Source organism: Steroidobacter sp. (assembly GCF_016790065.1).
In the GTDB taxonomy this organism is placed as follows: Bacteria; Pseudomonadota; Gammaproteobacteria; order Steroidobacterales; family Steroidobacteraceae; genus Steroidobacter.
This window is the reverse complement of the sequence record NZ_JAEUPY010000350.1, coordinates 1-12,179: the sequence shown is the minus strand read 5'-3', so window position 1 is coordinate 12,179 and position 12,179 is coordinate 1. Positions and strand designations below refer to the sequence as shown.

Genomic DNA, 12,179 nt, shown 5'->3' with positions numbered 1-12,179 from the left:
CCCGATTAGCGCTTCGGGGCTTAACAGTCTTTGGGGATTCATGATGTGTGCGGCCATCAAGGCCGGGGTAATCACGGCGAGCCAGCGGTTCACCAAGCATGGCTTGAAGCATCGAGGTGTAACCGATACTAAAGGATCCCGTCGGCGGAAGCAGAGGGCCAGCGGCCACCGGACCAAGCAGATGGTTGTGCTCTACGATCATGACGTACCCGTCGTTCAGCCCGCGATGCCACGCGACGAGGCGAATTTTCAGGAGAATTTTCAGGAAGCAGCGATTGCCGCGAGTGGCGAAGATCGTAACTCGGCGGATTCAAACGGGAAAAGTGGTGGGCCGTATAGGACTCGAACCTATAACCAACTGATTAAGAGTCAGAGTAAACGAGCAGGGAAATCGCGGGGTTGGGAGCAAGAATTTTATAGAAACAGGCTCAAAGAGCTTGGAAGCGGGCCGGGTTTGAGGATTTATTTTATAGAGGCCGCGGGGCGCGCTTGTCCAGGCCCAGTCCGGCAGTGAAGGCAGAGTTTCGCCGAGTTATCGGCGAAACCAGCTCGCCTCATCGGTAGCCGACTGAATTGTCAGGCACAACGCCGGCCTGGTTTCCCTCGTTCCAGGCCTTGCGCACGTCCAGCGCCGAAGACACTACCAGCCTCCCTGTGACGCTCGTCCTATTGATGCCGCTGACATCGTACAACGCTTCGAAGTTTGGCGCGTTACCCACCGACTTGGACAGCTCGCCCAAAGTCTTCGCATCCGACAGCACCTCGGCGGTGTGCATTACCGCTACGTCGCGTGTGCCCGCAACGATCAGGATCTGATTGCCGTTCGGTCCTTGAAGGAAGGAGACGAGGCCGTAGTCGTGATAGATGCTTGTCGAGCCGTTGGGTCCGGCCTGACTTACATATGTGCGCTTGCCACGCGTGTCGATCACCTCGTCGTACGACTGGCCGATCGAGAATCGCGACGGTGCGAGCGCGAAGTCCTGCAGCATGCCCATGCCGCTCAGAAAGCCGATATAGATAATGTGTGCGGATTTGATCATCTGCGCCGTCAAGTCTGATGTCAGCACCACTTCGATGTGCTTATTCTTCGGCGCGACAATGGGGATGAGCTTGCGTAGCGCGTAGGCGCTCGCGATCGGCAGGTAGGACAGATCCAGGTCGAGATAGCGGTCGCCCAGTTGCGGGGCTGCGTATAGTTTCTGTTGCAGATTCTCGGGCGAGTTGATATCGAACTCACGGATCAGCCGCTTGACCCCCATGGCACCATCCGACTCGCCGAAGATGTAGTAATCGCCGACGACGAAGTAGATCGGCAAATCGTCGTCGAGCAATTGCGACCAGATCGCATGATCGCGTATGCCCTCGAATTCGAGCGCTTGCTGCCGAGCGGTGGTGCCGGGCTGTACGAAGAGCACAACGTTCGCGAGCAGCGATACCAGCAGCATTGCCGCCAGCCAGCGTAGCGGCCTGGTGTTCTTGTCAGCACCAGCAGGAGAGGGGAGCGGCTCTCGATCCGGCGCCGGCGGTGGCGCAGTCCCCTCCAACACGAGCCGGTATTCCCCCTTGGGGATCGCGATGCGCGCGGGCGCGCACGCGCCAGCGGTCGTGTAGTGCTCTTCGAGTTTGCGCCGTAGCTTATGGATGTAGACCCGGATGGTCGCATCCTGCGAAACATCGAAGTTGATGCCCTTGCCGAACACCGAGACGGCGATCTCCAACTCCTTGGGGCGATGGCCGGCCAGCGACTGTTGCAGCAAGTAGTCAAACAGGCGCGAGAGCAGGCCGGAACGCCCGAGGACGTTGCTCGAGCGGATCGTGTCCGCCTGTGCCTGCATCTCGCGCGATTCGTCAGGCTGGAGATTCAGGAGATTCATAGGAGGCAACCGTTGTATCACATCGCCGGTTGCAGTCCCGAGGGTGAATCCGTTGCAGTTGCCGGGTACGGATACGTGCTCCCCGCCACGCTCATTAAGATTCGCCTCGTCCTCTTGGCGAGACATGAAAATGGCGATCGGTTTCGAAGGCCGCGTTGCGGTCGTCACGGGCTCAGGCTCTGGCTTGGGTCGCACTCACGCCTTGCTGCTGGCGAGACTCGGTGCCAAGGTCGTGGTCAACGACCCAGGCGCCAGCGTCCAGGGAACCGGAGACGATCGGTCCGTTGCCCAGCGCGTGGTCGATCAGATCCAAGCCAGTGGTGGCCAGGCGATGGCGAACCTGGATAGCGTGGTCGAGCCTGAAGGCGCCGCGCGGATCGTGCAGTCGGCGCTGGACACTTACGGCCGCCTCGACATCCTCGTCAACAACGCCGGCATCCTGCGCGACCGAACGCTCGCGAAGCTGGACCTGGCGGACTTCCGCGCGGTGATCGACGTGCACATGTACGGCACTGTGAACTGCACCAAGGCCGCTTGGGCGGTGATGAACGCACAGGAATACGGGCGGATCGTAGTCACGACGTCCCACTCGGGTATTGGCGGCTCATTCGGACAGAGCAACTACGGCACCGCCAAGATGGCCGTGCTGGGTTTGATGAATTGCCTGGCTCGCGAAGGCATCAGGAAGAATGTCCGCATCAATGCCATCGCGCCTTCCGCTGCCACGCGCATGACTGACGGGCTGGTAGCCTCCGTGCCGGACGAGTATCTGCGTGCGGACCTGGTCTCTCCCGCGGTGGCCTGGTTGTGCAGCGAGCAGTGCGAACACACCGGCTTGATCGTCTCCGCGGGTGGTGGCTATTTCTCCCGCTTTCAGATGATGGAGACGCCGGGCGTGCAGTTCGATCCTCGCGGCGAGGTCACGCCCGACAGTGTGGCGGAGGCGTTCGAGAAATTCGGGCGGCTTGACCATCCGGTTCCGGTGCACCCGCATCCGCTTGGCAACCTCGAGCACCGGCTGCGTGCGCTAGGGCTGCTCGGTGAGAGTAAACAATAAGATGAGTCTCAGAGACAGAGCCTGCATCGTCGGCGCGTTCGAGCACCCGACGCGAAAAGCCGATGACAAATCGGTCGCGTTGCTGCACGCGGAGGTGGCCAAGGGCGCGTTGGATGATGCGGGTCTGAGTCATCGCGACGTGGACGGTTATTTCTGCGCGGGCGATGCGCCGGGACTGGGACCGGCATCCATCATGGAGTACATGGGCTTGCATGCCCGCTATGTCGATTCTACGGATACCGGCGGCTCGGCGTACATTCTCGCGGTCGCGCATGCAGCTGCCGCTATAGCGGCGGGAAAGTGCACCGTGGCACTCATCACCTGTGCCGGCCGGCCGCGAGCTGCAAAGTTGCCGCCTGACGCAGAGTTGAAAATCTTGTTTGGCCCGACCGTGCCGGAGGTGCCGTTCGAGACGGCGTACCGGCACAGTTTCGCGAATACTTACGGCATGGTGGCGAGGCGTCACATGCATGAGTACGGCACGACCAGCGAGCAACTCGCGTGGGTCAAGGTCGCTGCGTCTCATCACGCTCAGCACAACCCGCATGCGATGTTGCGTGAGATCGTAACAGTCGAGGATGTCCTCAACTCACCGATGATCGCCGATCCGCTGCACAAGCTGGATTGCTGCGTCATCAGTGACGGCGGTGGCGCGCTGGTAGTGGCGCACCCTGACATAGCGCGCAGTCTCAAGCGTCCGCTCGTGAAAGTGCGCGGCACCGGCGAGGCGATCAAGCACATGGAAGGCGGCAGAGTCGACGTCACGTATTCGGCGGGCCGGATGAGCAGTACCGCCGCCTTCGCGGAAGCAGGCATCACGCCGCGCGATATCAAGTATGCGTCGCTGTACGACAGCTTCACCATCACGGTGATCGTGCAGCTCGAAGATCTCGGCTTCTGCGAGAAGGGCGCGGGCGGCCGCTTCGTTGCGGACGGCAAGCTGATCTCCGGTGTGGGCAGGTTGCCTGTGAATACCGATGGCGGTGGTCTGTGCAGCAGCCATCCTGCGAATCGCGGCGGAATATTGAAAGTGATCGAAGCGGTCAGGCAACTGCGCGGCGAAGCGAATCCGCGCGTGCAGGTTCCGGGCTGCGATCTGGCGCTCGCCCACGGCATTGGCGGATCGCTGGCGACACGGCATGGATCGGCGACGCTGATCCTGGAGAGGGAATGACCATGTCCGCCGAGCATCCGACCGGTCAACCGACCGCCGATCCGCACTGGCCGGAGCTGGAAACGTTTCGCCGCGCAGCGGAGCAGGGGCGGCTATTGTTGAAGCATTGTGTGGCTTGTGGCGAGACTCACTACTACCCGCGCTCGATCTGCCCGTACTGCTTCGGCGAAACGCAGTGGCAGGAGAGTCACGGTCTTGGCACGGTCTACACCTTCAGCATACAACGCCGTGTGCCCCAGCCTTTCGTGATTGCCTATGTCACGTTGGATGAAGGTCCCACGCTCATGACTCACATCATCGAGGCAGCGGCGCTGGAAGATGTGTACATTGGACAGCGCGTGCAGTTGGTATTCGGCTCCTTGGATGGGACAGCGAAAGTACCGATGTTCAAACCTGTTCCGTGACTGCCCGCAACGCTTGCCACATGCGGATAAATCGCGGCGCATGGGTGATCTATTGTCCAGCACCGACGTGGCGACACGTTGCATGCTGGAACCTCGCGCCCCATGCGTCGAACTATAAATTTCCTGATCCATGACTGGCTCGGCATAGAGTCCTTGTGTGCACGCCCCCGGTTCGTCGAGCACTCGCGCGAGACTTTCGACGCCGTGCTCGATACGTGCGAGCGGATCGCGGCGGAGGAGTTCGCGCCTTTCAATCGATTGGTTGATACGGAGGAGCCGCGGATCGAGGACGACATGGTAGTCCTGCCTCGCTGTGCCTACGATTCGACGCGCGCCTACGGCGAATCCGGCATGCTCGCAGCATCCCAGGACTACGACATCGGCGGCATGCAGCTGCCGTGTGTGGTGGAGATGGCAGCCAACGCTTTCTTCGCGAAGAGCGGCGCCGGGCTCGGCGGCGGCGGCATGCTGACGGTAGCAAATGCGAAACTGCTGATGACGCACGGCAACTATGCGCAGCGAGCGGTGTTTGCACGACAGGAGTTCGCGGGCCGCTGGTCGGGCACCATGTGCTTGTCGGAGCCGCAGGCGGGCTCCAGTCTCTCCGATATCGCGACGCGGGCAACACCCGATGGCGCGGATCATGGCGACGATCCGTTGGGGCCGCGCTATCGACTGTGCGGCAACAAGATGTGGATCAGCGGCGGCGATCATGAGCTTACCGAGAACATCGTGCATCTCGTGCTGGCGAAGATTCCGGGAGAGGACGGTGCGTTGATCCCCGGAACCCGTGGCATCTCGCTGTTCATCGTGCCGAAGCAGCTCGTTGACACGATTGGAAATCTGACCGGCGAACGCAACGATGTCGCGCTCGCGGGCCTGAATCACAAACTCGGCTGCCGCGGCCTGCCCAATACATTGCTCAACTTTGGCGAAGGACGCTTTCCGGTGCGTGGCGGCGCCGGCGCGATCGGCTATCTGGTCGGCCGTCCGGGTGAGGGCCTGCGCTGCATGTTCCATATGATGAATGAGGCTCGCATCGCCGTCGGTCTCGGCGCTGTTGCAATCGGCTACGCCGGCTACGAGGCCAGTCTCAACTACGCGCGCGATCGTCGTCAGGGGCGGCCGACAGGTCGCGCTGGCAAGAACTCGGTACTACCACCCGTGCGGATCATCGAGCATGCGGACGTGCGTCGCATGCTACTGGCGCAGAAGTCCTATGTGGAAGGTGGGCTGGCACTGGAGTTGTACTGCGCCCGGCTCGTCGACGAGCTCGGGAGCGGGTCCGCCGAGAACGCCCGCCAGGCGACCATGCTGCTCGAAGTGTTGACTCCCATTGCGAAGAGCTGGCCGAGCGAATGGTGCCTGGAGGCCAACAGCCTCGCGATCCAGGTGCACGGCGGCTACGGCTACACGCGCGATTTTCCGGTCGAGCAGTATTGGCGTGACAACCGGCTCAATATGATTCACGAGGGCACTCACGGAATCCAGGGCCTCGATCTACTGGGGCGCAAGGTCGTGATGGATGAGGGAGCCGCCTTCATGCTGCTCGGCCAGCGGATCGACGCTACTGTGAAACGGGCGGCGGCGCGTCCCGAACTCAGCAGCTTCGCTATAGCGCTCGGCGATGCGTTCGAGCGACTGCGCGAGGCCACGCGAACCGCATGGGCCAGCGAAAACCCGGATGAGGTGCTCGCGAATGCAACGCCCTATCTGCAGGCATTCGGTCATGTGGTGCTGGCCTGGATCTGGCTCGACGTGGGACTGGCGATCCAGCGCGACGCGATCAACGCGGCTGCGGACCATGCCGACTTCCTGCGTGGCAAAGAGCAGGCGATCCGCTACTTCTACGAGTACGAGTTACCGAAGATAGACGCGTGGCTCGCGGTGGTCGCCAGCCGCAATCCGACCTGTCGTGAAATGCAGGAGGCGTGGTTCTGAGCAGGAGCAACGGCATCTTGGCGACCTGGGGTCGACGTCACACCGTCCTTGCATTTTGTCTGGCCGGACTGGTGCTGGCGTACACCGATCGCGTGAACCTTGCGGTTGCTTCGGTAGCAATGGGCGAGCAGTTCGGCTGGAGCCAGACGGTCAAGGGATTCGTGCTGTCATCGTTCTTCGTCGGCTATCTCCTGTTCATGATCCCGAGCGGGGCGCTTGCCGCACGCTACGGTGGCAAGCGCGTGCTGGCAATGGCTGTTGTCTGGTGGTCAGCATTCACGTTGCTCACGCCGCTTGCAGCTTCGGTGTCGCTGACCACGCTCATCCTGGTGCGCATCGCTCTTGGACTGGGTGAAGCTGCGGTGCTGCCCGCAGCGTACGATCTATTCAGTCGCTGGGTGCCGGCGCAGGAGCGCGGTCGCGCCATGGCCTGGTTCCTGAGCGGCACACCGCTGGGACAGGTCATCGGTCTGGCGGGCAGCGGATGGTTGACCGCGCAGATGGGCTGGCCGTCGAGCTTTTATATGTTCGGAGCGCTCGGCTTCGTCTGGGTGGCATGCTGGCTGGCACGCGTTGCGAACGCGCCGGCGGACGATCGTGCCATGGCAATTCACGAACGCGAACTACTCGCTGCGGGCACCGCCGCTTCGCGGAGTGACGCGAGCCCGGCCACACCATGGCAGCGACTGCTCAGCCACCCGGCGTTGTGGGCCATCGTCGTCGCGATCTTCTGCGGCAATTGGGCGCTGTACATGCTCCTTGGCTGGTTACCGAGTTACTTTCGAGAAGTGCACGGCCTCGGTATTGCCGGATCGGGTCTGTACTCCGCGGCGCCGTGGGTCGCATCGTTTCTGGGGATGCAGGCCGCCGGGCTTGCCAGCGACGCTGCGATCTCACGCGGCGTCCGCACGATCGCGGTTCGCAAGTTCATGACAGCCACCAGCCTGCTGGGCACAGGCTCGTGTTTGCTGTTGTTACAGCAGACGAATTCCGCCAACGTCGCGCTGGCATTGATATGCATGGCGACGATGCTGGGTGGCGCGGGTGTGGCCGGCGCTTACGCGGGGCCGTTGGACATCGCGCCTCGACACGCCGGCGTGCTGATTGGATTCGTCAACACCATCGGCACACTGCCCGGCGTCGCCGGTATCACAATCACGGGTTGGCTCGTGGACCGGACGCATAGTTATGCGACAGCTTTTCTGGTCGCGGCGATTCTCGGTCTCTGCGGCACTGTTTATTACCTGCGCTACGCGAGCGCGGAGCCGCTCGAGCACTGACGATTGTTATTTGCTATTTCTGGCGCCTACTTGGCCGCCTGCATGAAGACGAAGACCGATACCGCTTTGATCTGTTCGGGCGGCAGCACGCCCTCGAACGCCGGCATCGTGGTGTGACGCCCCTTGGTGATGGACTCCAGGATCGCCGCACGGTCCGCGCCGTAGATGTAGAGGCGGGGCCGGGTGAGGTCGGTCGCTCCGAAGGTGGATCTGCCGGTGGCGTTCCTGCCATGGCAGTCGAAGCAATTGCCTTTCGCATTGTCCTGAAACAGCGGAGCTGCGCGGCGCGCCATGGATGCGTCGTGCGCCTGACCGCCGAGCTGCAGGACGTATTCAACCATCTCGGAGATTTCCGCGTTGGACAGGAACTGCTTGTCGCCGAAGTCCGCTGTGTCCTTCGGACTGCGAAACTTTGGATCGAGGGCCAGCATGCCCACTTCGATGCCACGAGCGTTCGGGTGGCCCGAGCGGACGCCGTAGCGCACACTCCATTCCACGTCCGAAGGGCGCTTGCGTCCGCCTGCCGAATCGAAGTCGTCGCCCGAGAAGCGCCAGAAGTCGTCGGTCAGGTCCGGTGTGTGCTGCTGTCGCAGTCCTTTGAGGTCGGGTCCGTGACAGCTTGCGCAATGATCGGCGTAAACCTGCTCGCCCAGGTGCAACGCCTGTGCGCTCAGGCGCATGGACTTGACGATTTCGTTGACCGAATACGAGGCGAGTTCGGCCGGCGCAGCGAGGAACTCACCGTATTCGTCATGAGGCCCCCACTCAGGAAGCTCGTCGGCACGTGCGGCGGTGTGGTGTTGCGCTAACCCGGCGAAGGTCAGCGCAGCGAGCGTTGCCATCGCAGTTCGCGGAGCGCTCGTGCGCAACGCTGCCTTGCTGTCCGGTCGCATGCCGTTCCGTATGTTCATACGTTCGAGTATGACGGTGGGCGTCGGATTGGCGTGTCCTCTGTCGGCAACTCAGTGCTGCGTGCCCCGCCGGCAAGCTTGCCGCTCGCGGATACGGGGAGGTCGATGGCCCGTGCGAACATGAACCTTCAAGCGCTAGGCTCAAAGGGGAACCGCGGTGGATCAAACAATGAGTGCACGCCTGCGGCGCGTGCTCGTGTCGATGGGCCTCGCCTTCATGTGCGCGCCAGTGCTTGCTGACCTGCCGGCGATGCCCGAGCCGCTCGAAGTGGCGGTGATTCCCGAGAAGCCGGCGGACGCCCATTGGGTTTGGATCTCCGACTTCCAGTATGGAGGCTACGGCCGAACGCTTCTCTACAACGCCGACAACGGCGAGATGCAGGGCATGCTCGACACCGGCTGGGAAGGTAACAAGCTGGATTTCCCGCGTTCCGGCAACGAGATTTACAGCCTAGGCATGTACATGTCGCGGGGCTATCGCGGTGAGCGTACCGACACGGTTGCAACCTACGACAAGCGAACGCTGAAACTGCTGCGTGAGGTGACGGTCCCACCGAAGAGCATCAAGGGCCTGCCTGATCCGAATCACACGGCGCTCAGCGACGACGACCGTTTCCTGTTCATGCATTTCTTCACGCCCGTCTCCTCCGTCGGCATCGTCGATATCAAGGCGAACCGATTTGTTGGAGAAGTCGAGGCAGCTGGCTGTGCCCACATCATGGCCGCCGGCGCACGCCGCTTCTTCATGTTGTGCGGCGATGGTGCCGCGCTCGTCGTCACTGTCGGTGAGGATGGCCAGGAGATTTCGAGGCAGCGTAGTGCGCCGTTCTTCGATGCCGACATGGATCCGCTGCACGGCTCCGGCACCCGCTCGGGTAACAAGTGGTACTTCGCTTCTCACCGTGGCCGGATCCACGAGGTCGATGTGTCCGGTGCGCAGCTCGCGTTCCCGGCCTCCTGGTCCATCACGGAGACGCAGAAAGGTTTGCATTGGGTGCCTGGGCCGCTCATGCAACCAGTGGCCGTCCATCACGCCACGCACCGCCTGTTCGTACTCATGCTGTCCTCGGACCTGAAGCCGAAAGGCGGCGGCTACGATTTTCATCGCATCGAGGCCACGGAAGTTTGGAGTTTCGACCTGAATTCGAAACGGCGCTTGAAGCGAACCCCGCTGAAGCAGCCAACGAGCACGCTGGCGGTGAGCCAGGATGCCACGCCGCGCCTCTACGGCGGTTCCATCTATGGCGGCGGAGCAGTCACGGTGTACGACGAGGCCAGCGGCAAACCGTTGCTGGATATTCCCGTGCCGATGTCGCCCACGTTGATTCAGCCGGTCGAGTAAGGAGCGACTCATGAATTCCTGGTTCGATAGATTGTTTGAATCTTCGGCACGTCGCATGGCGTCCCGATCCTCGCGCCGCTCCTTCATTGGCAAGGTCGCTACGGTGATCGCAGGCGCCGCCGCCGTGCCCCTGCTGCCGGTGATGCGTGGCGGGCGTGCGGAGGCCGATGCGTTGAAGGCGGCGGGAGGCGAGCGTAACTCGGACTTGCCTGCGTGGAACGATCCCAAGGTCTGCGATTACTGGGCGTACTGTGCAACTGATGGATGGCTTTGCAGCGGTTGTGGCGGATCGGCGAGCAAATGCGCGCCGGGCACGGAGGCTTCGCCGGTGTCATGGATCGGCACCTGCAAGAACCCCGGTGACGGCAAGTCCTACGTCATCTCGTACAACGACTGCTGTGGCAAATCGCAGTGCCAGTCTTCGTACTGCTCGCGCAACGAAGGAGAAACGCCGCGCTATCGGCCGCAGCGATCGAACGCGATAACCTGGTGCTATGGCGGTGTCTCTTCGACCTACCACTGCACTGTCTCCAGGCTCATGTCGGTGGTTGAGTGATGAGCAAGTCGAAGCTCACTGCGCAATGCGCAGCAGCGCTGATCATGTCGCTGGCGAGCCTCGCCGGGGGCGCCGACCAACCTGCGTCCGTGGCCGCCACGGCGCCTGCGAAGGCGACGCCGCCCGAGCCGCCACCGCATTTTGCTCTCTGCAGCGCCTGCCATCCGATTTCCGCGGACGGCGCAAATGCAATGGGGCCGAATCTGCGCGGGGTCTTCGGCAGGCGCGCAGGTGCGCTCAGCGGCTTTGCCTACTCTGCAGCCATGCGTAAGAGCGAGTTGCAGTGGACTCGCGAAACATTGCATGCATATCTGCGGAATCCCGCCGCAACGGTTCCCGGCAACATGATGGCCTACGGCGGATTGTCCGATGCCGCTGACCGGGACTTGATCATCGATTATCTGGAACAGCTCAAGTAGGCGTTGCCCATAGCGGATACGTGCTGCGTGCCGCGGCGACTAGCATCCCGGCCAGTTCGATGCTGGAAGGAAATATGAGCAGCGCAAGCTACGAAGTCCGCGGCAATATCGCAGTCATCACTCTCGACAGTCCACCGGTCAATAGCCTCGAGTACGCTGTTCGCGTCGGCATCGTCGCCGGTATCGACCGCGCGCAAGCCGATCCAGAGGTCGCTGCGATCGTATTGATCGGCTCCGGTCGCGCGTTTTCGGGCGGAGCGGACATTCGTGAGATCGGCACGCCCCAGGCTCACGCTGAGCCGCATCTCGCAACGGTCATCTCTATCGTTGAATCGGCAAGGATTCCCGTCATCGCTGCGCTCGGTGGCCTGTGTCTGGGCGGGGGCCTGGAGCTGGCCCTCGCCGCGCATTTTCGCGTGGCGTTGCGCGATGCTGCTATCGGATTGCCGGAGGTCAAGCTCGGACTGTTGCCAGGCGCAGGCGGTACGCAACGATTGCCGCGACTGATCGGCATCGAGGCCGCGACTAATTTCATCGTGAGCGGCGAGACACTGCGCGCTGAGCAGTTTGCGGATGCGGCGTTGTTCGATGCGTTTGCGAGCGAGGATCTGCTTGCCGCTGCACTAGACTTCGCCGCTAAGGTCGTTGCAGAGGCAAGGCCGCTCAAGCGCGCGCGTGACATCGGAATCGAATATCCGAATCAGCAGGCTTATTTCCAGTTCGCTCGCAATATGGTCAGGCCCGCCGCTGGCAAGTTTCCCGCGCCCCTGAAGTGCATCGACGCGGTACAAGCGGCCTGCGGGCCGTTCGAAGCAGGGCTCCGTGTGGAGCACGAGCTGTTCACGGAACTCGAGCAAACATCGGAGTCGCGAGCTCTGCGCCACGCATTCTTCGGCGCACGTGCCGCGGCAAAGATCGCTGATATCGGCGATGAGGTAGCGTCGCGCCCGATTGCCCGCGTCGGCGTCATCGGCGCCGGCACGATGGGCGGAGGCATCGCGATGAATTTCCTGAATGCGGGTCTGCCCGTGGTGCTGGTCGAGATGAATCAGGCAGCGCTCGACAGGGGCGTCGCGACCATTTGGGCAAACTACGAGAGCAGCGTCAGGAAGGGCAAGCTCGGTCGCGAGGCGGTAGAGCAGAGGATGGCGTTGTTGACCACAGCGGTGTCCTTCGATGCGATCGCCGCTTGCGACCTGATCGTCGAGGCGGTGTTCGAAG

Annotated in this window: 11 protein-coding genes; 9 read left to right on the top strand and 2 right to left on the bottom strand. The window is 62.3% G+C overall.

The window, feature by feature from the left end; all coding sequences use genetic code 11:
- Window positions 1-554: 554 nt before the first annotated feature.
- On the bottom strand, window positions 555-1,874 hold the full coding sequence (locus JNL55_RS14525) for a helix-turn-helix domain-containing protein (protein WP_293854462.1): 1,320 nt from the start codon (window positions 1,872-1,874) through the stop codon (window positions 555-557).
- Window positions 1,875-2,004: 130 nt separating this feature from the next.
- Here JNL55_RS14525 and JNL55_RS14520 point away from each other — a divergent pair, with 130 nt between their 5' ends.
- The 5 genes from JNL55_RS14520 (at window position 2,005) to JNL55_RS14500 (ending at window position 7,730) form a co-directional block, all read left to right on the top strand.
- A complete protein-coding gene (locus tag JNL55_RS14520) occupies window positions 2,005-2,931 on the top strand; it encodes an SDR family NAD(P)-dependent oxidoreductase (protein ID WP_415923079.1) in 927 nt (308 codons plus the stop codon).
- 1 nt (window position 2,932) lies between these two features.
- Entirely contained in the window at window positions 2,933-4,105 is a 1,173-nt protein-coding gene (locus tag JNL55_RS14515) for a thiolase domain-containing protein (RefSeq protein ID WP_293854454.1), read from the top strand.
- A gap of 2 nt (window positions 4,106-4,107) precedes the next feature.
- A complete protein-coding gene (locus tag JNL55_RS14510) occupies window positions 4,108-4,509 on the top strand; it encodes a Zn-ribbon domain-containing OB-fold protein (protein ID WP_293854450.1) in 402 nt (133 codons plus the stop codon).
- A gap of 102 nt (window positions 4,510-4,611) precedes the next feature.
- The gene (locus tag JNL55_RS14505; protein ID WP_293854447.1) at window positions 4,612-6,450 is read left to right on the top strand and encodes an acyl-CoA dehydrogenase; all 1,839 of its coding nucleotides are present in this window, start codon (window positions 4,612-4,614) and stop codon (window positions 6,448-6,450) included.
- A 17-nt stretch (window positions 6,451-6,467) separates the two neighbouring features.
- On the top strand, window positions 6,468-7,730 hold the full coding sequence (locus JNL55_RS14500; RefSeq protein WP_293854442.1) for an MFS transporter: 1,263 nt from the start codon (window positions 6,468-6,470) through the stop codon (window positions 7,728-7,730).
- Window positions 7,731-7,756: 26 nt separating this feature from the next.
- Here the strand turns inward: JNL55_RS14500 and JNL55_RS14495 are convergent, their stop codons facing one another.
- Window positions 7,757-8,572, bottom strand: coding sequence for a c-type cytochrome (locus JNL55_RS14495; RefSeq protein ID WP_293854439.1), 816 nt, complete (start codon window positions 8,570-8,572; stop codon window positions 7,757-7,759).
- 238 nt (window positions 8,573-8,810) lie between these two features.
- Here JNL55_RS14495 and JNL55_RS14490 point away from each other — a divergent pair, with 238 nt between their 5' ends.
- From JNL55_RS14490 to JNL55_RS14475, 4 genes are all read left to right on the top strand, one after another.
- Window positions 8,811-9,983 carry an amine dehydrogenase large subunit gene (locus JNL55_RS14490; RefSeq protein WP_293854435.1) on the top strand — a complete coding sequence of 391 codons (1,173 nt, stop codon included), beginning with the start codon at window positions 8,811-8,813 and terminating at the stop codon, window positions 9,981-9,983.
- 10 nt (window positions 9,984-9,993) lie between these two features.
- Window positions 9,994-10,539 (top strand): methylamine dehydrogenase light chain, encoded by a 546-nt coding sequence (locus JNL55_RS14485; RefSeq protein WP_293854432.1) that lies wholly within the window; start codon window positions 9,994-9,996, stop codon window positions 10,537-10,539.
- On the top strand, window positions 10,539-10,958 hold the full coding sequence (locus tag JNL55_RS14480) for a c-type cytochrome (protein WP_293854429.1): 420 nt from the start codon (window positions 10,539-10,541) through the stop codon (window positions 10,956-10,958). The genes JNL55_RS14485 and JNL55_RS14480 overlap by 1 nt, the downstream gene beginning before the upstream one ends.
- Window positions 10,959-11,032: 74 nt before the next feature.
- Window positions 11,033-12,179 (top strand): enoyl-CoA hydratase-related protein (locus JNL55_RS14475; protein WP_293854426.1); only part of this gene is annotated, 1,147 nt, incomplete at its 3' end.